Genomic DNA, 26726 nt, shown 5'->3' with positions numbered 1-26726 from the left:
ATGCTCAGTCAGCTAAGGGAAATAGTTGAGAAAGTCTCCAGGGTCGATGATGTGCATCTGGCACTCGATATATTGGTGAAAGAGACTTGTGCTGCCCTTAGTACTGAGTGCTGTACTATCTATCTTGCTAATGAAGAAATGCAGCGCCTTGAGTTAATGGCAACTCAAGGCCTTATTTTTGAAGGTGATAGTATTCATATCAACTTCAATGAAGGCTTGGTTGGGTTGGTAAAACGAAGCGCTGAACCCCTTAACCTTGCCGAAGCCTCAAAACACCCCGAGTTCAAATTCTTTCCTCAACTCGGCGAACAGATTTACCACTCTTTTTTAGCTACTCCAATCATTCATCGTAAACAAGTTTTAGGTGTGTTGGTGATCCAACAAAAAACGCCGCGCTTGTTTAGTGAAATGGAAGAATCGTTTCTTGTTACCTTATCCGCTCAGTTAGCGGTGCTCATTGCACATGCGCAGAATCTTGGGCATTGGCAGTTAGCATCTAAACCCACGGTATTAAAAGGTTTGCCTGCGTCTACTGGTGTCGCGATTGGAGAGTTTTGGTTCGACAATACCCAGCCGAGTTTATCGGATATTTTCCCTTCGTCCACGTTAGATAAGGAACGCGAGCACGAGACACTACTGGTGGCCATAGAGCGAGCGTTAAATGACTTTCGCCGCATGCGGAAAAAACTGGACAGTGAAATCAACAAAGATGCGCTGGCGATCTTCGATCTGTTTACTCACTTACTGAATGATCCGATGCTTCGCGGTGATTTGAAGAAGCAGATTGAAAAAGGAGACAGGGCAGACTGGGCGTTACGCCAAGTTGTAGAGTCATACTCGAATCGATTTGCAAGAATGTCGGATGTATACATGCGTGAAAGAGCGCAAGATATCCGAGAGTTAGGGCAAAGGCTGCTCTATTTTCTGCACAACAGTGAGCAAGAAAATTCTGCAATTGATCGTCCCATTATTTTGGTGGCGAACGAACTCACTGCCACCTTGCTCGCTTCTGTACCTAAAGAGTTTTTGTTAGCCGTCGTATCATTAGAGGGAGGCGCAAACTCTCACGCTGCCATTTTATCTCGAGCTCTTGGGGTCCCTGCAGTCATGGGCGCCAACATTAATCCGGATGTGGTGAATGGCAAACTCGGGATAGTCGACGGCTATACGGGTGAGATCTTCTTAGAGCCAAACCGCCAGTTGTTGCGAGAGTATCGCAGCTTAGTAAGCGAAGAGTCTGAACTGTTTGCCATGGTAAACAAGGACCTCGCACTCCCTGCGGTTACGCAAGATAATCACCATATCGAAATTATGCTGAATGCGGGACTCAGTGCAGACAGTAATATTGCCATCAACACAGGTGTTGATGGTGTTGGGTTGTACCGAACTGAGATTGCATTTTTACTTCAGCATCACTTTCCTTCGGAAGATGAGCAGTATCATCAATACCAAGCAATACTTAACAGCTATCCGAATCAACGAGTAGTGATGCGTACTTTGGATATTGGTGGTGACAAACCTTTGCCGTATTTGCCCATCGAAGAAGATAATCCGTTTCTAGGCTGGCGTGGCATTCGTTTTACATTGGATCATCCAGACATTTTCTTGATCCAGCTGCGTGCAATGTTAAGAGCGAGTGCAGAAAGCGGAAACTTAAGTATCTTATTGCCAATGGTGTCAGGGGTAAAAGAGCTAGACGATGCCATTAGCTTGATTAATCAAGCTCACAGCGAAGCCGTTTTGCTTGATGATAGAATTCAATTCCCACAAATTGGGGTCATGATTGAAGTACCATCGATGGTGTATCTGTTGCCAACGATTGCTCACCGTGTTGATTTTGTTTCTGTCGGGACAAACGATTTAACTCAGTATTTATTAGCGGTAGATAGGAACAATTCGCGCGTAGCGGATGTCTATGAATCTATGCATCCTGCGGTACTGTTAGCGCTTAAGCAAATCCATGAGGTGTGTGATAAATATCAGGTGCCCGTGTGTATTTGTGGTGAGCTAGCGGGTGATCCATTTGGCGCTCTTCTCTTACTTGGGTTAGGGTATACCAGTTTGAGTATGAACACCTCCAATGTGGCTAAGGTGAAATATTTGATTCGTCATAGCCAACAAGAAGAATTAGAAAAATTAGCGGAGCAAGCAATGACAAAGTCCTATGGGGAGGACATTCATCAAATGATGCATGACTTCTTCATTCAACAGGGCTTTGCGGGCTTTATCCGTGCAGGTAAAAAGTAGGAAATCGTGACCGTCTCTTTATTTTTGTTATTGTTGGCGCTAGGCGCTTTTGTGGGTGTGATGGCGGGGTTACTCGGTATCGGTGGTGGTTTGATTGTTGTTCCTGCCTTGTTGTATTTGCTTCCTCTTGCTGGGATCTCTCCAGAAATGAGTATGCACATGGCCTTAGCCACTTCGTTAGCGAGTATTATTGTCACGTCTGGCTCATCGGCGATGAATCACCTTAAGCTCGGCAATGTCGATATGTTTGTCGTAAAATGGTTGATGCCTGGTGTGGTCATTGGTGGCTTTGTTGGTGCCAATATTGCTGAGTGGATCCCTACACACTATTTGCCGAAAGTGTTTGGTGTCATTGTTCTTTGCCTGTCAGTACAAATGTTTCGTTCCATTAAAGTTACGAGCAGTAAACCTATGCCGAGCAGCCCTGTGACTGTAGTTTACGGCACGGGAATTGGTGTCGTATCAAGCCTTGCTGGTATTGGTGGTGGCTCACTGTCGGTACCATTTTTAAATAAACATGGGATAGAGATGCGTAAAGCGGTGGGCTCATCCTCCGTTTGTGGTTGCGTGATTGCTATTTCTGGTATGATCGGCTTCATCTTACATGGCTATAAAGTGGAAGGCTTACCTTCATACAGTATTGGCTATGTTTATCTTCCCGCTTTATTAGCGATTGCTATGGCCTCGATGCTCACAACAAAAGTGGGTGCGAAGCTCGCAACTAACCTTCCAACAGCGGTATTAAAAAAGATATTCGCGGTGTTCTTAATGTTTGTTGCAGCGACCATGCTGCTCTAAGTTTGTACCCAAGTCATTCTCGCTGAACCAAGCATCTAGAGGTTACTTGGGTATATTTATTTTGTTGTGATAAGAAGAGAATGATTTATGTCTCAGGGATATATTGAATTTCCCAATATTGATCCGGTTTTAATCTCTATTGGTCCTGTTTCGGTTCGTTGGTACGGTTTGATGTACCTTGTTGGCTTTATGTTTGCTCTATGGTTAGCGAACCGACGTGCGGATAAGCCTGGAAGTGGTTGGACACGAGAGCAGGTTTCTGATTTGTTGTTCGCAGGCTTCCTTGGCGTGGTGATTGGTGGCCGTGTAGGCTACGTGCTTTTCTACAATTTTGAGCTCTTCCTGGCTGACCCTTTGTATCTATTTAAAGTGTGGACCGGTGGTATGTCTTTCCACGGGGGCTTACTGGGTGTGATTACTGCGATGTTCTGGTATGCACACAAAAACGGGCGAACTTTCTTCGGTGTTGCTGACTTTATCGCGCCGCTTGTGCCATTTGGTTTGGGTATGGGGCGTTTAGGTAACTTCATGAACAGCGAGTTGTGGGGCCGAGTAACGGATGTGCCTTGGGCGATCGTTTTCCCAAATGGCGGTCCACTGCCACGTCATCCATCACAGCTTTATGAAATGGCGCTTGAAGGTATCGTCCTTTTCTTCATTTTGAATTGGTTCATCAAGAAACCTCGTCCTCTAGGTTCTGTTTCAGGACTCTTTCTTGCGGGTTACGGAACCTTCCGTTTCCTAGTAGAATACGTGCGCGAACCAGACGCTCATTTGGGGTTATTCGGTGGCTTTATTTCCATGGGACAGATTTTATCCCTGCCAATGGTGGTTATCGGTGTCCTCATGATGGTTTGGGCATACAAACGTGGTCATTACAAAGACGAATTACCACAAAAGACGAAGTAAGGTATTGGTGTGAAACAGTATTTAGATTTGTGTCAACGCATCGTTGACCAAGGTGTTTGGGTTGAAAATGAGCGTACAGGCAAGCGCTGCCTGACCGTAATCAACGCGGATTTAACCTACGATGTTGCGAACAATCAATTTCCGTTGGTCACCACACGTAAAAGTTTTTGGAAAGCGGCCGTTGCAGAGCTATTAGGGTATATTCGTGGTTACGATAATGCGGAAGATTTTCGTAAGCTGGGCACGAAAACCTGGGATGCCAATGCCAACCTAAATGATGCCTGGTTGAATAACCCATACCGTAAAGGCGAAGACGACATGGGCCGTGTCTATGGGGTTCAAGGGCGCGCCTGGGCGAAACCTGATGGTGGTCATGTTGACCAACTACGTAAGATAGTGGATGACTTAACGCGTGGTGTTGATGATCGCGGTGAAATCTTGAACTTCTACAACCCGGGTGAGTTCCACATGGGGTGCTTGCGTCCTTGTATGTACAGTCACCATTTTTCATTGCTGGATGATACGCTTTACCTGAATAGTACTCAGCGTTCGTGTGATGTACCGCTTGGCTTAAACTTCAATATGGTTCAAGTTTACGTGTTCTTGGCGATTATGGCGCAAATTACGGGCAAGAAACCTGGTCAGGCATTTCATAAGATTGTGAATGCTCACATTTATGAAGATCAGCTTGAACTGATGCGCGATGTTCAGTTGAAGCGTGAGCCATTAAAAGCGCCGACGTTCCATATCAACCCAGAGATTAAATCTCTAGAAGATTTGGAAACATGGGTCACACTGGATGACTTTTGGGTTGAAGGGTACGAGCATCACGATCCTATTCGTTACCCATTCTCAGTGTAACGAGTATCGTTCTTCAAGATATAGAAAAAGCTCCGAATGGAGCTTTTTTCTTTTTTGTACTTAGAAGGTATTATTTTAGTGCACTGACAATATAACGGTGAATTGGGTTGGTCTGCATCGGTGTGGACAGTGCCGGGCTAATAAACTTAGGTTGAGTGAATATTTCTTTACTCACTAATGAACGGATAAGCTCAAAGTACTTCAGCTCTGTTTTCCCGCACAACAATAGTGAAAAGTCATCGCCCAATTTATCATAGGCATTGAGCACCTCTCGGAATCCTCTAAGATACAAGTAATCCTTCGTTAAACCTCCACCTCGATAGACTCGGGCAGTCGTTGTAAATGCTTGAAGATCAGAAGCTTTATACTGTTCTTTTAATAGCATGAACGTATGGCGGAAATCGCGATCCTTGATCATCGACTCTACTGCCAGAACTCGTAAGGCTAAGGTTCTTAGGCGCTTGATACTGAAATGTCCTGACAGATACTCACATAATATAGCCAGCCCTTCTTGAGTGTTGGTATTGGCAGGACAACCTAAGCTCAGGACTTTTAGCGGTTGTTGACGACCGTTAAGCGTAGTTAGGAGATGTACTCCCATTTCATGATGTGCAAGAGCCTCCAGCTCATCAGTGGTGATGTACGCCGCGTGGTTAATTTTGACTCTAGATCCTGAAACTAGTGCGTTTGCTAACATCCCGTCCAACACCTGTATTTCACATTCATACCCATTGCGTTGAGCAAAATTTTGCATGAAACGTGCTATTGCACGGCTATCGTGCTGAGGTTCTTTTTCTTCTTCTGTAGGAAGGTGCAATATGAAATGGGCGTTGGCAATATCTTTGGCGCTCGGTTCCCCATAATAGCGTAAGGAGTTATAAAGAAACTCTTGCGTACCTATGGTATTCACTTGATCCAGTTTATCTGCATAAGACTGAATTACATCCGCGTACAGCCTCTGCAGTTGGGTGTCTTGAATGTTTTCTAGAGGTAGCTCATATAGACGTCGCTTTGCGCTGTGGGTATCTACGTTAGTAATTGAATATTGAAAATTAGGCTCTTGAGAATATTTGTTTTTAATGAAACGTTCTCTTTCTTGAGCATAATTAAGAGGATTCACGCTACTGAGGATATCAATATCAGCAACCAGTTGGGTTAGGTTTTCGTCTATTGCGAGTAGCTGATCAGAAATAGCGTCATTAAGCTGCGTCATGTTGTCGACTCCAAATGAGATAGCTCAGCATAAGCATGCTGATGTGGCTCAAATTATCACCGGACAATCGATTTGAACAGTTTAATTATCATAAAAAAGGCTCCACGATGTGGAGCCTAAACAATAAGCGATGGTATGTCGTTGTTGTTACGTTGTTAGGGCTAGAATTGCACCTGGTAGAATAACGAATACTGACATTAGGTAACCACCAACAACTGCTTTATTCTTAATAGCCATTTCAGAAATCATCTCAGCGCCTTTAACCGGAATCTCACGTAGGAATGGAATTCCAAAGATAAACAGCGTCGCCATGATGTTAAATACTAAGTGGACTAGAGCGATTTGTAGTGCGAATACTGCGAACTCTCCAGATACCGCTGTCGCTGCTAGTAGTGCCGTAATACAAGTACCAATGTTAGCACCCAGAGTGAAAGGGTAGATATCTCGTACTTTCAACACGCCAGTACCAACCAACGGAACCATTAAACTTGTCGTGGTTGAGGAAGATTGTACTAGAACGGTCACGATTGAGCCTGATACGATGCCGTGAATAGGACCACGACCGATGGCGTTTTTCAAAATTTCACGTGCGCGACCAACCATTAGGCTCTTCATCAATTTACCCATCACTGTGATTGCAACGAAGATAGTCGCAATACCCAAAGCAATAAGCATGACGCCGCCAACAGTATCACCGAAGGTAGAAAGTGGCTCTTTAATTGCGCCTACGACTGGCTTTGTAATTGGTTTAATAAAGTTGAAGCCTTTAATGCTCATATCACCAGTAGCAAGCAGTGGAGAAACAAGCCAGTGAGAAACTTTCTCTAAAATGCCGAACATCATTTCCAACGGAAGGAAAATAGCGACAGCAAGCAAGTTGAAGAAGTCATGAATGGTTGCACTTGCAAATGCACGTTTGAACTCTTCTTTACAGCGCACGTGGCCAAGAGACACAAGCGTATTGGTCACTGTGGTACCAATGTTAGCACCCATCACCATAGGGATAGCGGTTTCTACAGGTAAGCCACCTGCAACCAAGCCTACAATAATAGACGTTACAGTACTTGAAGACTGAATTAAGGCTGTTGCCACCAAGCCGATCATTAGACCTGCAACTGGGTGTGCGGCAAATTCAAATAGCACCTTAGCTTGATCGCCAGTTGCCCATTTAAAGCCACTACCAACCATAGATACTGCTAGAAGAAGCAGATATAACATGAATGCCAAGTTAGCCCAGCGTAACCAACGAGCTGTGCTCGAAATTGGTGCCACTGTTGAAGTAGCTTGGTTCATCATAATTTTCTCCGTTGACCTTTCAGTTCATTTTTCGGTCTGTAGTTGAATCTGCGGGCGATGTTAGAGAACAAATATTTCAGTAATATTACAGATTTCTTGCTGTGAGAGATTTTTATTGTTCTTTTTGATAATGGCGTAAAAGAGGAAGAAAATTAATTTTTAACTTGTTGATTTTAATGGTTAAATTTTGATTTAGTTTTGTTTGGTTTTTGCGTTTTTTTTTGTAGAGAAAATGCGCCTCAGTTCAACTTTTATGACAGTGTTGACTTTATACTTTCGGTAAAACTTATGCTTTTGTAAGGTATTGTATGGTTTTGTCGAGTTTATTGTTTGTCTCTGTCACATTTGGTATAAAAAGTATCACTTTCTTTTCGGGACTCGATCATGTCACATCTAAACTACAACCATCTCTATTATTTCTGGATGGTGTGCAAACAGGGCTCTGTAACTAAGGCGGCTGACGCGCTCTTCCTGACACCGCAAACCGTGACAGGACAGATCAAAGCGCTTGAAGAGCGCATGAAAGGAAAGTTAACCAAGCGCAATGGTCGTACAGTTGAGCCCACTGAGTTAGGTCAGCTTGTGTTTAAGTACGCCGACCGGATGTTCGGTTTGAGCTATGAGATGTTAGATATCGTCAATTACAGCCAGCACTCGAACATTCTATTTGAAGTTGGTGTAGCCGATGCATTATCTAAGCGCTTGGTCAGTAAAGTACTGATGACGACCGTCCCGGAAGATAACAGTATTCATTTACGCTGTTATGAATCGACCCACGAACTGCTACTTGAACGCCTTTCTCAGCACAAGCTAGATATGATCCTTTCGGATTGTCCCGTTGATTCTACTCAAAGTCCTGGCCTTTATAGCAAAAAGTTGGGTGAAAGTAGCATGAGCTTTTTTGCTTCTTCTGAAATTGAAAATGTGCGATTCCCTGAGATCTTGGAACAAAAAAAACTTCTGATTCCCGCGAGCCGAACGGCTATGGGGCGTAAAGTTATTCAATGGTTTGATCGTCAAGGCCTTCAACCCAATGTGCTAGGGGAGTTTGATGATGTTGCGTTGATGAAAGCTTTTGCTCGGTACCACGATGATGTGATTTTCTTGGCACCGACCGTATACATGTCGGAGATTGAAGACGACCGAAATTTACAGCTAATTGGCCATGTCGATGGGCTAAAAGAAGAGTACTACGTGATTTTTGCGGAACGAATGATCCAACACCCCGCGGTAAAAAATGTTTGTGATGCTGATTTCAGTCAAATGTTTGAGTAAACCCGTATCGTTGCGTAAATAAATAGATTACTATCAATAAAAATATAATTCTAAATAATATCTAAGTAAGCAAGATACTTGTTTTAGTGAGCAAAACTATTAATTATTGATGGCGCACCAATTAAAATCCTTGGTGGATAATATTGGTGTATCACTAACAACTAAATTAGAGGTTCTAATAATGAAGACTCTGGAAGTGTATCTTGATTTTCTTAGATATATAAATCAGTGCAACACAACAAGCTGGCCAGGGTTGGAATAAGTAAGTTGTAGCTAGAGGTCCAACACATGAATCTACAAGAAATGGAGCAGAACTCCGCAAAAGCCGTCGTGTTGCTCAAAGCGATGGCAAACGAGAGACGCCTACAAATCCTTTGTATGCTGCATAACCAAGAGCTGTCCGTGGGAGAGCTGTGTGCAAAGTTAGAGCTAAGCCAGTCGGCATTATCTCAGCATCTTGCTTGGCTTCGCCGTGATGAGTTAGTCACGACAAGGAAAGAAGCACAGACGGTGTACTACACATTAAAGAGTGATGAAGTGAAAGCGTTAATAAAAACACTGCATAGTCTTTATTGTGCTGAGAGTGCTCAACATTAATTAAATAGTCCTAATATACTGCTCATCTTAGAGTGTGAATCTAACTTGTTGGAATATTTGAGAGTGGCGTTAAACTTTTGATGATAGGGTACTACTCATCGACCAATTTGCTTTGTTCTCAAGTGTTTTATTAGTGCTTTCTAGTTTGAGCGTTATATGGGTAATGAATAAGCTGATGTCTTTAAATGGGACATTCAGAAAAAGAAAAGCTGGCATTGCCAGCTTTTTTTATTAAGAAAACTTTGTAGATATAAAAAAACCGACACAAGGTCGGTTTTTTCTTCACTGTAAAATCAGGACTCTATTAAAGAGCTTTGATTTGTGCAGCGAAACGAGACTTATGGCGAGCTGCTTTATTCTTGTGAATAAGGCCTTTAGTTGCCATGCGGTCTAGGATAGGTGTAACTACAGCGAATGCAGCAGTTGCAGCTTCTTTGTCGCCTGCTTCGATAGCAGCAACAGTTTTCTTCATGTAAGTACGCATCATTGAGCGACGGCTAGCATTGTGCTGACGACGTTTCTCAGCTTGGATAGCGCGCTTCTTAGCAGATTTACTATTTGCCAAGGGTCTAACTCCCAAAAACTTAGTTCTGTGACAATTTAAGGGCGAGGAATATCCCTCATTTGCGCTTAAATGTCAAATGATTTGTGCAAAAACCGATCTAAGCCAAAACAAATTTTGGTAAGAGAGGTTATCGCGGTTAAGATGGCGGGGATTCTAACAGCATTTTTATACCAATGCTAATAATTATCCGCGAAAGGCACACTTATTCCTTACAACCCGCGGATAGATTTTTGACGTCTATTTACAGCACCTGTCAGAGAAACAGTATAGGGTTAGCTGTCTTATGGTGATATTCCGAGGTTACAGTGAGTAAACGACTACTCAAGTCTGGCATGATCGTCAGTGCTATGACATTTATTTCCCGCGTTCTTGGCCTAGTTCGTGATGTTGTAGTGGCAAATTTAATGGGGGCAGGAGCAAGCGCAGACGTCTTTTTCTTCGCCAATAAAATTCCTAATTTTTTACGACGTTTGTTTGCTGAAGGTGCTTTTTCCCAAGCGTTTGTACCTGTTTTAACGGAAAGCCATGCTCAAGGCGACATGGATAAAACTCGGGAGCTCATTGCTCGTGCGGCGGGTACATTAGGGGTGATAGTCTCAATTGTTACCATCTTAGGTGTTCTAGGTTCCGGAGTGGTGACTGCACTGTTTGGTTTTGGTTGGTTCCTAGACTGGATGCATGGTGGTCCCGCGGCTGAGAAGTTCGAACTTGCTAGCGTGATGCTCAAGATTACCTTTCCTTATTTATGGTTCATCACTTTTGTTGCCCTATCGGGAGCCATTCTCAATACACTAGGTAAGTTTGCGGTTTCTTCGTTTACTCCTGTCTTCCTCAATGTGATGATCATTTTGGCAGCATGGTTTATCTCGCCGCAGATGCCACAGCCAGAGATTGGTCTTGCCATCGGTGTTTTCCTTGGTGGTTTGGTTCAGTTCTTATTTCAAATCCCTTTCCTTATTAAAGCGGGGGTTATGGTTAAGCCGAAATGGGGCTGGCGCGATCCGGGCGTGGTGAAGATCCGAACCTTAATGATTCCTGCTTTGTTCGGTGTGTCGGTAAGCCAAATCAACTTGTTGTTTGATACTTTTATTGCCAGCTTTCTGCAAACCGGTTCGATCAGTTGGTTGTACTATTCAGATCGCTTGTTGGAATTCCCGTTAGGTCTGTTTGGTATTGCTATTGCAACGGTGATTTTACCAGCATTATCACGCAAACATGTTGACGCACAAAATGAAGGATTCGCACAAACCATGGACTGGGGGGTGCGCATGGTGATCTTACTTGGCCTTCCTGCAATGCTTGGTTTGATGGTACTGGCAAAACCTATGTTGATGGTGTTATTCATGCGAGGTGAGTTTTCGCCACAAGACGTACATCAAGCATCATTGTCACTCTTTGCTTACGCTTCAGGCTTGTTGAACTTTATGCTGATTAAAGTGCTCGCTCCGGGTTATTACTCGCGTCAAGACACTAAAACGCCAGTGAAATACGGCATCATTGCGATGGTGACCAACATGGTATTTAATGCAATTTTTGCGTACTTCTATGGCTACGTTGGCTTGGCTATCGCGACGGCACTATCGGCATTTGTGAATATGGCACTGCTGTATCGTGGCCTGCACATCGCAGAGGTATACCAAATCACTAAGCGAACCGTCTTCTTTATTATACGTTTAGCTATTGCTGGCGCGGCGATGGTGGCGGCAATCTTATGGCAACTGGAAGATATGTCAGTATGGCTCGGCTGGAGCTTTGCTCACCGAAGCGCGGTGCTAGGGATGTTGATCGGTTTAGGAGCCGTAGTTTACCTAGTGGTTCTATTTTTAACTGGTGCGCGTTTAAAAGACCTAAAAGCTGGGACAGACTGAGGGTGATTAGTATATAATCCGTCAGTTTCACACAGTGTAAAGTAAAACAGAGGCAGAAAGCAGTATCCAATGGAACTGATTAGAGGCATTCACAATATCAACCCGCGACATCATGGTTGTGTGCTGACTATTGGCAATTTCGATGGTGTCCATAAAGGCCATCAACAAGTATTGCAGCAAGTGTCTGAGCAAGCGGACAGGCTATCCTTGCCTTCTGTTGTGATGACCTTTGAACCTCAGCCGATGGAGTTGTTTGCCAAAGACAAGGCACCTGCAAGGTTGACGCGATTACGCGATAAGTTCGTGCAATTGAGTAAGCTCGATATTGACCGCTTACTGTGTGTCAATTTCAATCGCCATTTTGCAAATTTAACCGCGGAAGAGTTTATCCGTGACTTGTTGGTCGAGCGTTTGGGTGTTAAGTTTCTTGTCGTTGGTGATGATTTCTGCTTTGGCAAAGGCCGTACAGGTAACTTTGCAATGCTGCAGGAAGCAGGGGAAAAATACGGCTTTGATGTCGTAAGTACCCAGAGCTTTTGTTTACAACAATTACGTGTCAGCAGTACGGCTATCCGTCAAGCGCTGGCGCGTGACGATTTGCATTCCGCGCAACAGATGCTGGGAAGAAACTACAGCATCAGCGGTCGTGTTTCTCATGGAAGAAAGCTAGGTCGAACCATTGGGTTCCCTACTGCAAATATTCCTTTGAAACGCTGTGTTTCTCCGGTTTCCGGAGTCTATGTTGTTCAAGCGCTTGGCTTAGGAAATAAGCCAGTTGGTGGTGTTGCTAATATTGGTCAAAGACCAACCGTCAATGGTGTTCGCCAACAGTTAGAAGTGCACTTATTCGACTTTCATGCCAATTTATATGGCAAGCAACTAGAAGTGGAACTTTTGCATAAACTTCGAGATGAGCAAAAGTTTGAGTCGTTTGAAGCACTTAAACAACAAATTGAATTGGATGCTGAAGCAGCAAGGGTGTGGCTGCGTCAGCTTAAGCGTTGAGCGGTTTATTCCACCGTTCAACATAATGTCTAATTTTCGCCCAATATAACGGAATTAAGAATCGATGAGTGAGTATAAAGATACCCTGAACTTACCTGAAACAGGGTTTCCAATGCGCGGCAACCTGGCCAATCGTGAGCCAGAAATGCTTAAGCGTTGGTACAAAGAAGATCTTTACGGTGAAATCCGTAAAGCTAAGAAAGGCAAAAAGTCATTCGTATTGCACGATGGCCCTCCTTACGCAAATGGTGACATTCATATTGGTCACGCACTAAACAAGATTCTTAAAGACATTATTATTAAATCCAAAACACTTTCAGGTTTTGACGCACCTTACATCCCAGGCTGGGACTGCCACGGTCTACCAATCGAATTAATGGTAGAGAAGAAAGTAGGTAAGCCAGGCCAAAAAGTGACAGCAGCGGAATTCCGCGAGAAATGTCGTGAATACGCAGCAGGTCAGGTTGAAGGTCAGAAAGAGAGCTTCAAACGTCTTGGCATCATGGGTGAGTGGGACAAGCCATACCGCACTATGGATTTCGCAACTGAAGCGAACATTATTCGTGCTCTTGGTAAGATTGCAAGCAATGGTCACCTTCTAAAAGGTTTCAAACCTGTTCACTGGTGTACAGACTGTGGTTCTGCTCTTGCTGAAGCGGAAGTAGAATACAAAGATAAAGTATCGCCATCTATCGACGTTCGTTTTAAAGCGGCTGACGAAGCGGCACTGCTATCTAAATTTGAACTGACAGAAGGTCATGAAGGTCACGGTGACGTATCTATCGTTATCTGGACAACAACACCTTGGACACTGCCTGCAAACCGCGCAGTATGTCTACGTGATGATCTAGAGTACGTGCTTATCCAAACAGAAGGCGACAACGCTGAGCGTATCATCGTTGCTGCTGAGCTAGCGAAAGACGTAATGGATCGTGCGGGTATCGAGCACTTCCACAACCTTGGCTTTGCTAAAGGTGCGGACCTAGAGCTTTCTCAATTCCAACACCCATTCTACGATTTCACTGTACCGGCGATCCTTGGTGATCACGTTACGACTGATTCAGGTACTGGTGTTGTTCACACTGCTCCTGGTCACGGTCAAGAAGACTTCGCGGTTGGTAACAAGTACAACCTAGAAGTAGCAAACCCAGTTGGCTCAAACGGTGTTTACCTACCAGATACAGAGCTATTTGCTGGTCAGCACGTATTTAAAGCGAACGATGCAGTAGTAGAAGTACTAAAAGAAAAAGGTGCACTACTACACCACCACGCTTACGAGCACAGCTACCCACACTGTTGGCGTCATAAGACCCCAATCATCTTCCGTGCTACACCTCAATGGTTCGTTTCTATGGACCAAGCTGGCCTACGTGCTAAAGCATTAGAGTCAATCAAGAATGTAGAGTGGATGCCTGAGTGGGGTCAAAGCCGCATCGAAGGTATGATCGAAGGTCGCCCTGAGTGGTGTATCTCTCGTCAACGTACTTGGGGTGTGCCAATTGCTCTGTTTGTTCATAAAGAAACAGCAGAACTTCATCCAAACACGCTAGAGCTGATCGAGAAAGTCGCTAAGCTGGTTGAAGAGAAAGGCATCCAAGCATGGTGGGATGTAGATGCCGCTGAACTACTAGGTGCTGACGCTGACCAATACGAAAAAGTGCTAGATACGCTAGACGTATGGTTCGATTCAGGTGTCACTCACTTCTCTGTTGTTGATGCTCGTGAAGAGTACAACGGCAACAGTGCAGACCTATACCTAGAAGGTTCTGACCAACACCGCGGTTGGTTCCAATCTTCTTTAATTTCATCTATTGCGATGAAAGACGAAGCACCTTACAAACAAGTACTGACACACGGTTTCGTGGTTGACGGTCAGGGTCGTAAGATGTCTAAATCTATCGGTAACGTGGTTGCGCCAAAAGACGTAACCAACAAGCTAGGTGCTGACATTCTTCGTCTATGGGTTGCTTCTACAGACTACACTGGTGAAGTTGCGGTTTCTGATGAAATCCTAAAACGCAGCGCAGATGCGTACCGTCGTATCCGTAACACAGCGCGTTTCTTCCTAGCTAACTTGAGCGGCTTCAACCCTGAAACAGACATCGTTCCTGTTGAAGAGATGGTTGCGCTAGATCGCTGGGCGGTTGGTCGTGCACTAGCAGCACAAGAAGAGATTGTTAAAGCATACGAAGAGTACAACACACACGGTGTGACTCAGCGTCTAATGCAATTCTGTTCAATCGAAATGGGCTCTTTCTACTTAGACGTAATTAAAGACCGTCAGTACACAGCAAAACGTGGCGGCAACGCTCAACGTAGCTGTCAGACTGCACTTTACTACATCGTAGAAGCGCTAGTTCGTTGGATGGCGCCAATCATGTCGTTCACTGCAGATGAAATCTGGAACGAAATGCCAGGTCAACGCGACAAGTTCGTATTCACTGGTGAGTGGTTCGACGGTCTATTCGGTCTTGCTGAAGGTGAAGAGCTGAACAACGAATTCTGGTCTGAGATCCAAGCGGTTCGTGGTGCGGTAAACAAACTTCTAGAAGATGCGCGTAAAGAGAAAACCATTGGTGGTGCACTACAAGCTGAAGTGACTCTATTTGCTGATGACGCACTAGCGGCGAAGATCAACAAACTTGAAGATGAACTGCGCTTTGTTCTACTAACCTCTGCTGCGAAAGTTAAGCCTCTGGGTGAGAAGACTGATGCAGCACAAGCGACGGATATCGAAGGCTTGTTTGTTGAAGTAGCTGCAGCTGAAGGCGAGAAGTGTGACCGTTGTTGGCACCACACGCCAGACGTAGGCACAATCGAAGGTCACGAGAAGATCTGTGGTCGTTGTGTGTCTAACGTAGACGGCGAAGGTGAAGTACGTAAATTCGCGTAATTGCCTAGAACGACTGAACTTTTTTTAAAATTAACAGCCCCAGTATTTACTGGGGCTGTTTGTAGGTAAAGTAATGAGTGAAAAAGCACTGACGTTAAAGCAATCTGGAGTTCGCTGGCTGTGGTTAGCAATTCTGGTATTTATTGCAGATATTGGCATCAAATTGGTGGTGATGGACAACATGGGCTACGGATGGGCAAACCGAATTGAGGTGCTGCCATTCTTCAACCTACTTTACGTTCATAACTACGGTGCCGCTTTCAGCTTCTTGAGCGATCAAGCTGGTTGGCAGCGCTGGTTATTTACAGGTATCGCGTTTGTTGTTACGGGTCTTTTGACCTACTGGATGAGTAAGCTTCCAGCAAAAGAAAAATGGAACAACATTGCTTATGCACTGATTATTGGTGGTGCAGTGGGCAACGTGTTTGACCGCGTCGTTCATGGCTTTGTTGTTGATTACCTAGACTTCTTCTGGGGTAACTACCACTGGCCAGCATTCAACCTTGCTGACATGGCGATCTGTATTGGTGCCGCGATGATTATTCTTGACGGCTTTCGAAAGAAAGACGAGGCGAAAGCCTAAGTAGTGGCAGTGTATATTGCGAAAAGTTGAATAACCCTAAGCGTCGCCCGTTGATTCGAGCGACGCTTTTTATTATGTTGGAGCGCCAATCAGCATATCAATGTATAAAAAGACCAAGCTGACAGCGTAATAACCCAAGAACAAGGAAGCAGTAACGTGACAACAATAACCAATGAATCGGTAGTAACCCTTCACTTTACGATTAAAATGAAAGACGGATCGGTTGCAGATAGTACTCATAACATGGGTAAACCAGCGAAGTTTGTTATGGGTGATGGAAGCTTGAGTGAAAACTTTGAGCAATGCTTGATCGGCCTCGAAACAGGCGCACAAAAAGCGATTGAGCTAAAGGCAGAAGACGCGTTTGGTATGCCAAACCCTGATCATATTCACTATATGGATCGCACTAAATTTGTAGGTGATGCAGAAGTGGAAGTTGGTACAATCATGGCCTTCAGTGGCCCTGATGGCATGGAAATCCCGGGCATTATTACAGAGATTGCAGGCGATTCAGTCACTGTGGACTTCAACCATCCTCTAGCGGGACAAGACGTGACTTTCGAAGTTGAAATTTTGTCAGTAGAATAGCGAACCCAATAAAGATAATTTCCATGAGCAATGAAATGAAAATCCTATTAGCTAACCCACGCGGCTTTTGTGCTGGTGTAGACCGTGCGATTAGCATCGTAGAGCGTGCGCTAGAGATGTATCAGCCACCGATTTATGTGCGTCATGAAGTGGTGCATAACCGTTTTGTGGTTGAAGGGCTAAAACAGCGTGGTGCTATCTTCGTTGAAGAACTGCACGAAGTGCCAGACAACAACATTGTGATTTTTTCTGCTCATGGTGTATCGCAGGCAGTTCGTCAGGAAGCTAAGCTGCGTGATTTGACCGTATTTGACGCAACGTGTCCTTTAGTAACCAAAGTGCATATGGAAGTGGCGCGTGCGAGCCGTCGTAATATGGAAGTGGTTCTGATTGGTCACGCAGGTCACCCTGAAGTCGAAGGTACGATGGGGCAATACGCCAGTGAAACCGGTGGTATGTACTTGGTTGAAACTCCAGCCGATGTTGAGAAACTGAAGGCGATTGTGAAAGATCCATCCGATCTTCATTACGTAAGCCAAACGACGCTTTCTGTCGATGAAACTGCCGATGTTATCGAAGAGCTACGCCGCGTGTTCCCAGATATCCAAGGTCCACGTAAAGACGATATCTGTTATGCGACACAAAACCGCCAAGATGCCGTACGTGAATTAGCTGGTGACGTAGATGTGATGGTTGTGGTGGGTTCTAAAAACTCATCAAACTCTACACGTCTTAAAGAGCTAGCTGAAAAGCTAGGGACACCTGGCTACTTAACCGACTGTCCGGAAGATATCAAACCTGAGTGGTTCGAAGGCAAAACAAAGGTCGGCGTGACTGCGGGAGCATCTGCTCCGGAAGAGCTCGTTAATCAGATTCTAGAGCGAATCAAAGAACTCGTTGGTGCCGAAGCGGTTGATGAAGTACTTGGCCGTGAAGAGAATATGTTCTTTGAAGTACCTAAAGAACTTCAAATCAAGCAAGTGGATTAGTCTCTATTTATCGAATATTCAAAAGGCGACCTGTGTGTCGCCTTTTTTACATCTCTCTTAACTCATTTAGGTAATCACGAATTTGGTCTTTTCCTAAACCATCGATAATCATATCAGACACCTTCGTGATTCTTCGCTCAAGCGATTGAGCAACCTTTTCGCAATGTGCGTACATGTCTTCATCAGAACCATCGGTCGGAAAAGCATCAACTTGCCAGTTTACTCGAACACCACCTGCAAGCCACTGAGGAGCGGTTTCTTGATGTAAAGAATCACAGAGAATAATAACGATGTCGGGAAGAAACTGAGTTCGCTCCTCCCATGAATGCGTGTGGATATGCGGAATGGGGAGTTGGTGGTCATCTAAATATTTTTGCACCACTGGGTGCACCTTGCCTGTGGGATGTGAGCCTCCACTGGTGACACTAAAATCTGCTGGCAGGATATTGGTTGCGATTGACTCCGCGAGGACGCTTCGTCCAGCGTTGTGCTTACATATGAATAAAACTTTATACATCATCGCCTCGTCTTTTCAGAGCGTCCTATTTATACGCTAGCGGAAACTCAGCGATGATGTGTGAAGTTTTTGTGTTAGTGGCTAATGCCGAGCATCTCTTTGAGCACCTTTAAGTAGCGGCGGCTTACTGGTATCTCAAAGCCTGTTTTGGTAATGATTTCCGCTAACCCATTTTCCAGTAACTTGATTTCGCTAATTGCTTTAATACTGACTAAGTATTGACGATGGCAGCGGACTAGAGGGGTTTTCTCTTCCAACGTTTTTAATGTCAGTTGGGTGCTCGCGGTTTGGCTGGTGGAGCGTACATGCACGCCGCTGATATCACTGTAAGCACATTCCACCGTGTCGGTGGCCATGATAACGATGCGGTTGTGTCCGATGCACGGTATCTGATCCAACGTGTCAGGTGTAATAGCAGACAGTTGTTGCGTTAGGGCGGATTGGCTAATGACTTTGTTTAGTCGTTTGACCGTTTTAGTTAACCGGCATGGGTCGACAGGTTTGAGCAAGTAATCAAAGGCATTGTCTTCAAATGCTTGAATCGCATACTGATCATAAGCCGTGACAAAAACCACATAAGGCATGGTTTCTGGATCAAGCATCCCAAGTAGTTCAATCCCCGTGACTTGAGGCATTTGGATATCGAGAAACACCACATCAGGCTTAAGTTCATTGATTTTTTTTAGGCCAAGGATTGCGTTTGAGGCATCGCCCACGACCTCAACTTGGCCTGTTTCATCCAGTAACTCTGCTAGCTCTTCACGAGCAAACTGTTCATCATCAATGACGAGTGCGGTTAACATCCAACATTACCTTTATTGCTTCAGCGTGCTTTTATGATTTTGGGGGAATGATAAAGCTCATTTTAGTAAATTGATGTGGCTCGCACGTAATTTTTAGCGCTGCATCACGTCCAAATTGATTAGTGAGACGTTTGTCGACAATTTCTAAACCTAGCCCTGAGTGGTTTTCTTTTGGCGGTTCAAAACTGCCTGCGTTGTCTTCGACGGTAATCAAGTGACCTTGTGGGTGTGCTTCGCTGTATATATGAACTTTACCACCTTCAAGCATGTTTGAAATGCCATGCTTAATGGCATTCTCAACCAAAGGCTGGAGTGTAAAGCTTGGTAATTTGATGTCCAGCAATTCAGGTTGAATATCGATTTCAACCTCTAAGCGGTCCGTAAAACGCGCTTTTTCGATGCTCAAGTACGAGTTCACATGTGCAAGCTCTTCCTTTAGCGTCACGGTATTAATGTTCTGCTTTAAATTGCTGCGGAAGAAGTGCGATAAATTTTGGATTAGCTCGCGCGCTTTGTCAGGGTCACGACGAGTAATCGCACTAATAGTATTGAGTGCATTAAACAAAAAGTGTGGATTCACCTGAGCGTGAAGCAATTTTATTTCTGCTTGGGCGAGTAAGGCTTGTTGTTGTTGGTAATCGCCATAAAGGATTTGGCTAGATAGAAGCTGGGCTATTCCTTCCGCCATCGACATGTTGGCCGTCGAGAACAATTTACGCTTCGGTTCATACAGCTTTATGGTACCAATGACCTCTTTCCCTGCACGCAGTGGGATGATCAGCGCAGATCCGAGCTTGCAATCTTTTGCAATGGAGCATTGGTATGGACGCTCCGCACCATCAAGATAAATGATGTCGTTTTTCTCCATGGAGTCTAATGTGCTTTGCGATGAAATCGGCGTGTTTGGTTTATGGTGATCATCGCCAATGCCCACAAACGCTAAGATTTTTTCTTGGTCAGTAATCGCGACAGCGCCCACTTTGGTTTCTTCGTAAATAATACGCGCGATTTTCTCTGCGTTTTCGGTGTTGAAGCCGTTGCTTAGAATTCCCACTGAGCGATCTGCAATGGTGAGCGCTCGACGCGAAAACGTCGCAGAAAACTTTTCAAAGATTGCTTTTCTGTCTTGCAGGATACTCATGAACAACGCCGCACCAAATGAATTCGCGATGATCATAGGCGCTGCAATAGCGGACACCAGTTCATAGGCTTGATCAAAAGGTTTCGCGACGGCGAGCAGCAAAATCATTTGCACCACTTCTGCAACAAACGTAACGCTGAATACGACGCTTGGATTAAACAGCAATGCGCCTTTATTTCGCTTGATAAGGTAAACGTGGAGCAAGCCACCAATTACGCCCTCGGCGGTGGTTGAAATTGCACAGGCTAGGTCAGTAAAGCCACCAAGAGAGTATCGATGAATGCCACCAGTAAATCCGACGGCGAAACCTACAACAGGTCCACCAAACAGCCCGCCCATAACTGCGCCGATCGCACGAGTATTGGCAATAGCATCGTTGATGTGCAGACCGAAATAGGTGCCGAGAATACAAAAGCCAGAGAAGAGTATGTAACAAATTAGGCGGTGGCTTAAGCGCGAAGAAATACTCAGCAAAGGTAAGATGATTGGCGTTTTACTTAGCATGTAAGCCAAAACTAAGTACACACACATCTGTTGTAAAAGGGAGATGACCAGTTCCATAGTGAACCTAACCTAGAATCAATGTTGTTATTGTATACCTAAGTAACCTCAAGATGCTTGGCTCAGATAGATAAGAACAGCTAAGTAAATGATGCTGTGCTTTCTGAGTCTTAAAGTGACTTGGGTATAAAACAAAAAGAGCCTGCAATTGGCAGGCTCCTATCTTAGTCACTCAGATGTGACGAGTATTACGCTGTTTCTGATACGGCTTGTGGTTTCTCTTCGTCAGCCAGTTCAGTTTCACCTTTACCCTTAGAGGTTTTGATAACGTAACCTGTCACAGCTAGGGCAAACACAATACCTACGATAGTTGATAGTTGCATTGGCAGACCAAAACCTAGCGAGCTGTTGTTTAAGATGAACGTGACACATACCGTGGTCATGAAGATAGCTGGGATAGTGGTAATCCAGTGCAGCTTGTTGTGACGCAGTAGGTAAGCGGACGCAGTCCAAAGCATCATTACCGCTGTTGTTTGGTTTGCAAAACCGAAGTAGCGCCAGATAATGCCGAAGTCTACTTGAGTTAAGATACCGCCGATAACGAACAGTGGAAGTGCCATCAGTAGACGGTTACGTAGCGTTTTTTGTTCCATGTTGAAGTATTCAGCAAGGATCAAGCGGCTTGAACGGAACGCTGTATCGCCAGACGTAATTGGTAGGATAACCACACCCAGGAACGCAAGGATACCACCGAACACACCTAGCAGACCAAATGATGCGCTGTATACCACGTTACCAGGACCACCGTTTTTCACAGCTTCGGATAGAGCGTCTAGAGAGCCGAAGAAAGACAGAGCGATAGCACACCAAATTAGCGCGATAACACCTTCACCAATCATTGCACCGTAGAATACGAAGCGACCGTTTTTCTCATTTTCCATACAACGCGCCATCAGTGGAGACTGAGTTGCGTGGAAGCCAGAGATAGCGCCACATGCGATAGTGATGAACAATGCAGGCCATAACGGCATGTCATTTGGGTTGAGGTTAGAGAACATGTCCGAAACTTGGAAGTCACCCATTACTGTGTGTTCGCTAGAGAAAGCAACGGCTGTCATTAGGCCAACAGACATAAAGATAAGTAGGGCGCCAAACAGTGGGTAGAAACGACCAATGATTTTATCGACGGGAACAATCGTCGCAATGATGTAGTAAGCAAATATAGCAATAACCATTGTAGTCATGCTTACGCTCAAGCTTGTTTGATCATTGATGAGGTTAGTAATCATGCCAGCAGGGGCTGAAACGAACACTACGCCAACTAGAAGTAATAGGACAATGGCAAAAATATTCATAAAGTGTTTTGCGCCATTACCTAGGTAGCGACCTGTAATGGTAGGTACAGATGCACCGCCGTTACGCACTGAAAGCATGCCTGAGAAGTAATCGTGTACTGCACCAGCAAAAATACAACCGACTACAATCCAAAGCATCGCCGCAGGACCGTATAGTGCCCCCATGATCGGGCCAAAAATTGGACCAACACCTGCGATGTTAAGTAGTTGAACTAGGTAAACTTTCTTTGTTGACATTGGAACGAAGTCAACACCGTCCGATTTGGTGTGAGCTGGCGTTTGGCGTTTTTCATTGATGCCGAAAATCTTCTCGACGAAAGCGCCGTAGATGAAGTATCCGCCGATTAGGGCTGCGACACAGGTTAGAAACCACATCATAGCAATTGTCCTTGGTCTTAGTTGGGTAGGGTAATTTTTTAATCTCAGGATGCATGTTATGCGTCACTTGTGTTAAATGCATTCGGTTAGTAGATGAGTGGTCGAATAGAGCACTGAGTGGTCGATATGCTGCTTGAGCGGTTTTTAAAAATGGCGAAAGGTTGATGACAGTCTTGAGCGGCTGATTTGAGTCATCAGTGGTTAAATCTGCAAGCTCAGCGGCAAGCGCCAATAATTAGTGGTAAGCTTATTTTTGAAAACAATTACTTAAGGAAGAACCATGAAAAAGGTAACGGTAGGTCTGGCACTGGCTTTACTTGCAGGATGCACAGCAACGACAGCAGATCTTGCCAAGTCGGGAGATTGGCATCAGATCGGATATCAAGATGGCATAACCGGACACACATCGCGCACGATGAGCGAGCTTCGTGAGTTGGGTAGTGTTAAGCAAAGTGACTACGACCAAGGTTATTTAGAAGGTTTACGTGAGTACTGTAATCCTGCTTTTGCGTATCAAATGGGGTTATCTGGTCAGTATTACGAAGGGGTTTGTGAAGGTACTGAGCAAGCGCAAAAATTCCGCATGGAATGGCAACGTGGTTGGAATGAATACTCAAATTAATAGTCAATAAAGCCGTTGTTACACTGTCTGCATCACATAAATGTGGCAAAATCTTCCTTATTAAACTATGTTCATATTGCTTGATAGTGAGCACAGCAAAAAAAGGAATCACATTATGTCAACGCAAATGGCTGGTGGCTGGAGTCCATTTCATGAACTCACAGCAGAGAATAAAGAAGTATTTGCTAAAGGTATCGAGGGGTTTGTCGGTGTCAAATACTCCCCTTTGGTTGTGGCTACTCAAGTCGTAGCCGGACAAAACTATGCGTTTTTCTGTAATGCAGAAGTTGTCTACCCTGGAGCACAACCATACCCAGCAATGGTTCATATGTTCAGTGACCTTGAAGGTAAAGTCGGTATTACTCACATTGAACGATTGAACTACTAAATTAAGCCATAAAAGGCGCCTGACTTTTAAATAAGTGAGGCGCTTTATTGATTAAGATTGATTAGTTTGCGCGATCACGACTTTTCTTAAATATCCTTGCTTGGCGTTCAGTTGCTCAGTCGCGCTTTCTCTATCCAGCCCGGTTAAAATCATCAAAATCGCTAACTTGGCGTCGTAGTCCGTTTCTTTGAGCGCCGTTTTAGCCTCTTGGTTAGTACAATCTGTTGCTTGCATAACAATACGAGCCGCTCTTGCAACTAGCTTTGCATTCGTCGCTTTCACATCTACCATTAAGTTCTGATAACTTTTGCCCAGGCGAATCATGCTTGCGGTAGTGAGCATGTTTAGTACGAGTTTTTGTGCCGTCCCTGATTTTAAGCGAGTGGATCCCGTTAACGCTTCAGGTCCAACAACGGGGCTAATCGCAATATCAGCAATATCTGCAATCGGAGAGTCAGGGTTACAAGATAGTGCTACAGTGGTGGCACCAAGCTCGTTCGCATACTCTAAGCCACCAATCACGTAAGGTGTTCGTCCACTTGCCGCAATACCAACGACGACATCGCGTTGTGTTAGCGTATTCTCTTTAAGATCTTGCTCGCCTAATGTAGGGTCGTCCTCCGCCCCTTCTTTTGCACGGAACATTGCCTCTTTTCCACCGGCAATAATACCAACGACCATCTCTGGATCTGTGCCAAAAGTTGGTGGGCATTCTGAAGCGTCCAAAACGCCAAGTCGACCACTGGTACCCGCACCGATGTAAAACAACCGACCTCCGACCTTAAATGCTTCCGTGATCTTATCAACGGCTTCAGCGATCTCAGGCAACACTTTTTCAACGGCAAGAGGAACGAGTTTGTCCTGTTGGTTGATGCGTTGAACAATATCGAGAGAAGGCAGCAAGTCGATGTCCATGGTGTCTGGGTTTCGCCCTTCAGATACCAGATGGGATAAAGCTGCGATAAGTGCATCGTTCGTCATAATGAATTAAGCCTTTTTGTTTAGGATCTATTGCCCTTAATTTTTTGAATAGAGTACACCCAGTGAAGCGAGACGACTTGCCCCCGTAACTTCCGGTAAGTTGCTAGGGAGGCCGTGAATATGGCGCTGCGCAAGCCAAGCAAACGCCATTGCTTCCATGTAGTCGCCATCAACACCTTTTTCTGCCGTTGTCGCAACGCTCCATTGTGGCAATAACTTGGCCAGTCGTTGCATCAAAAGCGGGTTTCTTGCTCCACCGCCACAGACCAATAGCTGAGGTGTGATGCCATGAGAAAACTTGCCGACTTCGTTGGCAATGGTAATTGCAGAATACTCGCAAAGTGTACGTTGTACGTCTTCGATTGGTAAATTGTGATGGGCCAGTTGTTGATGCAGCCAGTCAATATTGAACAGTTCTCGCCCGGTACTTTTAGGGGCAGGCATGGCGAGGTAAGCTTCTTTGAGTAATTGAGTCAACAAAGTAGCGTTTACCGTTCCTTTAAGTGCAAATTGTGCATCTTCGTCGAAGCTTTGCCCAGTATGCAGCGCACACCATGCGTCCATCAACATATTGCCCGGGCCTGTGTCATAGCCAATGACTGGTTGTTCTGGATGCAGTACCGAGATATTGGCAATGCCTCCAATGTTAAGTACCACAGTTGTGGAATCCTGCATCGCAAAAATGCTTTTATGGAAAGCAGGGACGAGTGGGGCACCTTGTCCACCTAGCGCCATGTCTTTACGACGAAAATCCGCTACCGTATCAATGCCTGTCTTGACTGCGATAATGTTTGCATCGCCCAATTGAGTGGTAAACGGCAAGTTTCCGGTAGGCTGATGGAATACTGTTTGACCGTGATTACCAATCGCACGAATTTGCTCTGCGACGTAACCAGACTTATTGAGTAGCTGTAACACAGCATCTGCAAATAGGTGGCCGAGCTGGTGGTCAAGTTCACCTATGGCTTTTAAATTTGTTGCTTGACCGGTACAAACAGATAACAGCATGTCTTTTAGTGCTGCGGGCATTGGGTAGTCGTCGTGCGCAATCAGGCGAACGTGCTCATCGCTTATTTCAACTAGAGCGGTATCAACACCATCCATACTCGTTCCAGACATCACACCAATGTACAGTTCGTTAAATTTCATAGCCGATCTCGTCAATTCTTCATTCACTTATTGTAAAGCAAATCTGAAGCGAATAACCTCATCGAATACGAGATATTCAGCCGATTTTGAGGAGAAAACATGGGACCGTTATGGGTTGACGTTGCGGGGTATGAACTGACCGCTGAAGACAAAGAAATCTTGGAGCATCCTACGGTTGGTGGCTTAATTCTATTTGCTCGCAACTATCATGATAGCGAACAGCTTCAAGCACTTACTCAATCCATCCGAAAGGCGGCTAAGCGCCCGTTTTTGATCGGTGTGGATCAAGAAGGCGGCCGAGTGCAGCGCTTTCGTGAAGGTTTCTCATTAATTCCTGCTGCTGATGAGTACGCTAAACATCAAAATGGTGAAGAGCTTGCTCGTATGGGCGGTTGGTTAATGGCAGCAGAGCTGATTGCCCATGATATTGATTTAAGCTTTGCCCCGGTACTTGACCAAGGCCATCAATGTAAAGCGATCGGTAACCGCGCATTCGGTGAAGATGCCGATACCATTCTTCGCTATAGCACTGCTTATATGCAAGGAATGAAGAGTGTTGGCATGGCAACGACAGGCAAACACTTCCCTGGACATGGTGGCGTGATTGCAGACTCACATCTAGAAACACCATACGACGAGCGCAGTGATATTTTTGAACAAGATATGGCGATCTTCAAAGCGCAAATTGATGCCGGTATTTTAGATGCCATGATGCCTGCTCACGTGATTTTCCCACATTATGATGCTCAACCAGCCAGCGGTTCTGAATACTGGTTAAAACAGGTCCTGCGTCAGCAATTGGGTTTTAAAGGTTTGGTTTTTTCGGATGACTTGACCATGGAAGGCGCTGCGATTATGGGCAGCCCAGCCGAGCGAGGTGCTCAAGCATTGAGAGCTGGTTGCGATATGTTGTTAATGTGTAATAAACGAGAAGCGCACGTTGAGGTATTAGACAACTTACCGGTTTCAACCGTGCCACTCGCGGATGCATTACTGAAAAAACAGTCATTTTCTCCAAGCGAACTTAAGCTATCTCAAGAGTGGAAAGCGGCGAGTGAAGCGATGAAACGCTTGACTAGCTAAACCTCTTGTAAAAGATTCAAAACAGCGATGAGAAGCCAAAGTTAATTATGCTTTGGCTTTTTATTTAACTGTAAACTTTAATTTACACTAAATGTTTTTTATTATGTACACTTGTTTTTCT

The 26726-nt window shown here is 44.9% G+C and carries 24 protein-coding genes; 15 read left to right on the top strand and 9 right to left on the bottom strand.

Annotated features, from left to right (window positions below):
- The 4 genes from ptsP (at position 1) to R8O70_RS02820 (ending at position 4815) form a co-directional block, all read left to right on the top strand.
- Positions 1 to 2247 carry a phosphoenolpyruvate--protein phosphotransferase gene (ptsP, locus tag R8O70_RS02835; RefSeq protein WP_104975865.1) on the top strand — a complete coding sequence of 749 codons (2247 nt, stop codon included), beginning with the start codon at positions 1 to 3 and terminating at the stop codon, positions 2245 to 2247.
- Between the two features lie 6 nt (positions 2248 to 2253).
- Positions 2254 to 3045 carry a sulfite exporter TauE/SafE family protein gene (locus R8O70_RS02830; RefSeq protein ID WP_005385965.1) on the top strand — a complete coding sequence of 264 codons (792 nt, stop codon included), beginning with the start codon at positions 2254 to 2256 and terminating at the stop codon, positions 3043 to 3045.
- Positions 3046 to 3132: 87 nt separating this feature from the next.
- Positions 3133 to 3954 carry a prolipoprotein diacylglyceryl transferase gene (lgt, locus tag R8O70_RS02825; RefSeq protein ID WP_005381948.1) on the top strand — a complete coding sequence of 274 codons (822 nt, stop codon included), beginning with the start codon at positions 3133 to 3135 and terminating at the stop codon, positions 3952 to 3954.
- A gap of 9 nt (positions 3955 to 3963) precedes the next feature.
- Positions 3964 to 4815 (top strand): thymidylate synthase, encoded by an 852-nt coding sequence (locus R8O70_RS02820; RefSeq protein ID WP_005381947.1) that lies wholly within the window; start codon positions 3964 to 3966, stop codon positions 4813 to 4815.
- Positions 4816 to 4885: 70 nt separating this feature from the next.
- Here the strand turns inward: R8O70_RS02820 and R8O70_RS02815 are convergent, their stop codons facing one another.
- Entirely contained in the window at positions 4886 to 6028 is a 1143-nt protein-coding gene (locus tag R8O70_RS02815; RefSeq protein ID WP_053306894.1) for a flavohemoglobin expression-modulating QEGLA motif protein, read from the bottom strand.
- A gap of 147 nt (positions 6029 to 6175) precedes the next feature.
- Complete coding sequence (locus R8O70_RS02810) at positions 6176 to 7321, bottom strand: Na/Pi symporter (RefSeq protein WP_025768431.1); 1146 nt, start codon at positions 7319 to 7321, stop codon at positions 6176 to 6178.
- A 387-nt stretch (positions 7322 to 7708) separates the two neighbouring features.
- Here R8O70_RS02810 and nhaR point away from each other — a divergent pair, with 387 nt between their 5' ends.
- The gene (gene nhaR, locus R8O70_RS02805) at positions 7709 to 8599 is read left to right on the top strand and encodes a transcriptional activator NhaR (protein ID WP_005381942.1); all 891 of its coding nucleotides are present in this window, start codon (positions 7709 to 7711) and stop codon (positions 8597 to 8599) included.
- A gap of 288 nt (positions 8600 to 8887) precedes the next feature.
- A complete protein-coding gene (locus R8O70_RS02800) occupies positions 8888 to 9196 on the top strand; it encodes an ArsR/SmtB family transcription factor (protein ID WP_005381940.1) in 309 nt (102 codons plus the stop codon).
- A 304-nt stretch (positions 9197 to 9500) separates the two neighbouring features.
- On the opposite strand, the gene rpsT is transcribed toward R8O70_RS02800, so the two are convergent.
- Positions 9501 to 9761: a 30S ribosomal protein S20 gene (gene rpsT, locus R8O70_RS02795; RefSeq protein ID WP_005381938.1), complete on the bottom strand. Its 261-nt coding sequence runs from the start codon at positions 9759 to 9761 to the stop codon at positions 9501 to 9503.
- A 305-nt stretch (positions 9762 to 10066) separates the two neighbouring features.
- Between rpsT and murJ the strand changes: the two genes are divergently transcribed.
- The 6 genes from murJ (at position 10067) to ispH (ending at position 17687) form a co-directional block, all read left to right on the top strand.
- Positions 10067 to 11629, top strand: a complete 1563-nt coding sequence (gene murJ / locus R8O70_RS02790) for a murein biosynthesis integral membrane protein MurJ (RefSeq protein ID WP_005385957.1) — start codon at positions 10067 to 10069, stop codon at positions 11627 to 11629.
- 69 nt (positions 11630 to 11698) lie between these two features.
- Positions 11699 to 12634 (top strand): bifunctional riboflavin kinase/FAD synthetase, encoded by a 936-nt coding sequence (gene ribF / locus R8O70_RS02785; RefSeq protein WP_017636167.1) that lies wholly within the window; start codon positions 11699 to 11701, stop codon positions 12632 to 12634.
- A 64-nt stretch (positions 12635 to 12698) separates the two neighbouring features.
- Positions 12699 to 15527, top strand: a complete 2829-nt coding sequence (gene ileS / locus R8O70_RS02780) for an isoleucine--tRNA ligase (protein WP_017821497.1) — start codon at positions 12699 to 12701, stop codon at positions 15525 to 15527.
- A 73-nt stretch (positions 15528 to 15600) separates the two neighbouring features.
- On the top strand, positions 15601 to 16110 hold the full coding sequence (gene lspA / locus R8O70_RS02775) for a signal peptidase II (RefSeq protein ID WP_025768433.1): 510 nt from the start codon (positions 15601 to 15603) through the stop codon (positions 16108 to 16110).
- A 156-nt stretch (positions 16111 to 16266) separates the two neighbouring features.
- Positions 16267 to 16698, top strand: coding sequence for an FKBP-type peptidyl-prolyl cis-trans isomerase (gene fkpB, locus R8O70_RS02770; RefSeq protein WP_005381922.1), 432 nt, complete (start codon positions 16267 to 16269; stop codon positions 16696 to 16698).
- 23 nt (positions 16699 to 16721) lie between these two features.
- The gene (ispH, locus tag R8O70_RS02765) at positions 16722 to 17687 is read left to right on the top strand and encodes a 4-hydroxy-3-methylbut-2-enyl diphosphate reductase (RefSeq protein WP_017636164.1); all 966 of its coding nucleotides are present in this window, start codon (positions 16722 to 16724) and stop codon (positions 17685 to 17687) included.
- Between the two features lie 46 nt (positions 17688 to 17733).
- Here the strand turns inward: ispH and R8O70_RS02760 are convergent, their stop codons facing one another.
- From R8O70_RS02760 to R8O70_RS02745, 4 genes are all read right to left on the bottom strand, one after another.
- Positions 17734 to 18207, bottom strand: a complete 474-nt coding sequence (locus R8O70_RS02760; RefSeq protein ID WP_033906110.1) for a low molecular weight phosphatase family protein — start codon at positions 18205 to 18207, stop codon at positions 17734 to 17736.
- A 71-nt stretch (positions 18208 to 18278) separates the two neighbouring features.
- Complete coding sequence (btsR, locus tag R8O70_RS02755; protein ID WP_005381917.1) at positions 18279 to 19007, bottom strand: two-component system response regulator BtsR; 729 nt, start codon at positions 19005 to 19007, stop codon at positions 18279 to 18281.
- 31 nt (positions 19008 to 19038) lie between these two features.
- Positions 19039 to 20709 (bottom strand): sensor histidine kinase, encoded by a 1671-nt coding sequence (locus R8O70_RS02750; protein ID WP_258646013.1) that lies wholly within the window; start codon positions 20707 to 20709, stop codon positions 19039 to 19041.
- A gap of 188 nt (positions 20710 to 20897) precedes the next feature.
- A complete protein-coding gene (locus R8O70_RS02745; protein ID WP_005381914.1) occupies positions 20898 to 22382 on the bottom strand; it encodes a carbon starvation protein A in 1485 nt (494 codons plus the stop codon).
- A 280-nt stretch (positions 22383 to 22662) separates the two neighbouring features.
- Here R8O70_RS02745 and R8O70_RS02740 point away from each other — a divergent pair, with 280 nt between their 5' ends.
- Both R8O70_RS02740 and R8O70_RS02735 read left to right on the top strand, forming a co-directional pair.
- Positions 22663 to 23004, top strand: coding sequence for a DUF2799 domain-containing protein (locus tag R8O70_RS02740; protein ID WP_005381912.1), 342 nt, complete (start codon positions 22663 to 22665; stop codon positions 23002 to 23004).
- A 115-nt stretch (positions 23005 to 23119) separates the two neighbouring features.
- Complete coding sequence (locus tag R8O70_RS02735) at positions 23120 to 23392, top strand: hypothetical protein (protein ID WP_005381911.1); 273 nt, start codon at positions 23120 to 23122, stop codon at positions 23390 to 23392.
- 51 nt (positions 23393 to 23443) lie between these two features.
- Here the strand turns inward: R8O70_RS02735 and murQ are convergent, their stop codons facing one another.
- Both murQ and R8O70_RS02725 read right to left on the bottom strand, forming a co-directional pair.
- A complete protein-coding gene (gene murQ, locus R8O70_RS02730) occupies positions 23444 to 24373 on the bottom strand; it encodes an N-acetylmuramic acid 6-phosphate etherase (RefSeq protein ID WP_005381910.1) in 930 nt (309 codons plus the stop codon).
- Positions 24374 to 24409: 36 nt separating this feature from the next.
- Complete coding sequence (locus R8O70_RS02725; RefSeq protein WP_318184042.1) at positions 24410 to 25522, bottom strand: anhydro-N-acetylmuramic acid kinase; 1113 nt, start codon at positions 25520 to 25522, stop codon at positions 24410 to 24412.
- Positions 25523 to 25621: 99 nt separating this feature from the next.
- Here R8O70_RS02725 and nagZ point away from each other — a divergent pair, with 99 nt between their 5' ends.
- Positions 25622 to 26605, top strand: a complete 984-nt coding sequence (gene nagZ / locus R8O70_RS02720; protein WP_064369000.1) for a beta-N-acetylhexosaminidase — start codon at positions 25622 to 25624, stop codon at positions 26603 to 26605.
- Positions 26606 to 26726 lie beyond the last annotated feature (121 nt).

Source organism: Vibrio sp. 779(2023), assembly GCF_033344285.1.
GTDB lineage: Bacteria > Pseudomonadota > Gammaproteobacteria > Enterobacterales > Vibrionaceae > Vibrio > Vibrio alginolyticus.
Note: the sequence above shows the minus strand (reverse complement) of the source record. Positions and strands in the feature narration are given on the sequence as shown.

Excerpts from the sequence above, each read along its gene's own strand:
- murQ (WP_005381910.1), bottom strand. The coding sequence starts at position 24,373 with ATGACGAACGATGCACTTATCGCAGCTTTATCCCATCTGGTATCTGAA.
- nagZ (WP_064369000.1), top strand. The coding sequence starts at position 25,622 with ATGGGACCGTTATGGGTTGACGTTGCGGGGTATGAACTGACCGCTGAA.
- ispH (WP_017636164.1), top strand. The coding sequence starts at position 16,722 with ATGAGCAATGAAATGAAAATCCTATTAGCTAACCCACGCGGCTTTTGT.
- R8O70_RS02810 (WP_025768431.1), bottom strand. The coding sequence starts at position 7,321 with ATGAACCAAGCTACTTCAACAGTGGCACCAATTTCGAGCACAGCTCGT.
- R8O70_RS02815 (WP_053306894.1), bottom strand. The coding sequence starts at position 6,028 with ATGACGCAGCTTAATGACGCTATTTCTGATCAGCTACTCGCAATAGAC.
- nhaR (WP_005381942.1), top strand. The coding sequence starts at position 7,709 with ATGTCACATCTAAACTACAACCATCTCTATTATTTCTGGATGGTGTGC.
- ptsP (WP_104975865.1), top strand. The coding sequence starts at position 1 with ATGCTCAGTCAGCTAAGGGAAATAGTTGAGAAAGTCTCCAGGGTCGAT.
- ribF (WP_017636167.1), top strand. The coding sequence starts at position 11,699 with ATGGAACTGATTAGAGGCATTCACAATATCAACCCGCGACATCATGGT.
- R8O70_RS02725 (WP_318184042.1), bottom strand. The coding sequence starts at position 25,522 with ATGAAATTTAACGAACTGTACATTGGTGTGATGTCTGGAACGAGTATG.
- lspA (WP_025768433.1), top strand. The coding sequence starts at position 15,601 with ATGAGTGAAAAAGCACTGACGTTAAAGCAATCTGGAGTTCGCTGGCTG.
- R8O70_RS02740 (WP_005381912.1), top strand. The coding sequence starts at position 22,663 with ATGAAAAAGGTAACGGTAGGTCTGGCACTGGCTTTACTTGCAGGATGC.
- ileS (WP_017821497.1), top strand. The coding sequence starts at position 12,699 with ATGAGTGAGTATAAAGATACCCTGAACTTACCTGAAACAGGGTTTCCA.
- btsR (WP_005381917.1), bottom strand. The coding sequence starts at position 19,007 with ATGTTAACCGCACTCGTCATTGATGATGAACAGTTTGCTCGTGAAGAG.
- lgt (WP_005381948.1), top strand. The coding sequence starts at position 3,133 with ATGTCTCAGGGATATATTGAATTTCCCAATATTGATCCGGTTTTAATC.
- R8O70_RS02750 (WP_258646013.1), bottom strand. The coding sequence starts at position 20,709 with ATGGAACTGGTCATCTCCCTTTTACAACAGATGTGTGTGTACTTAGTT.
- R8O70_RS02760 (WP_033906110.1), bottom strand. The coding sequence starts at position 18,207 with ATGATGTATAAAGTTTTATTCATATGTAAGCACAACGCTGGACGAAGC.
- R8O70_RS02800 (WP_005381940.1), top strand. The coding sequence starts at position 8,888 with ATGAATCTACAAGAAATGGAGCAGAACTCCGCAAAAGCCGTCGTGTTG.
- R8O70_RS02745 (WP_005381914.1), bottom strand. The coding sequence starts at position 22,382 with ATGATGTGGTTTCTAACCTGTGTCGCAGCCCTAATCGGCGGATACTTC.
- R8O70_RS02735 (WP_005381911.1), top strand. The coding sequence starts at position 23,120 with ATGTCAACGCAAATGGCTGGTGGCTGGAGTCCATTTCATGAACTCACA.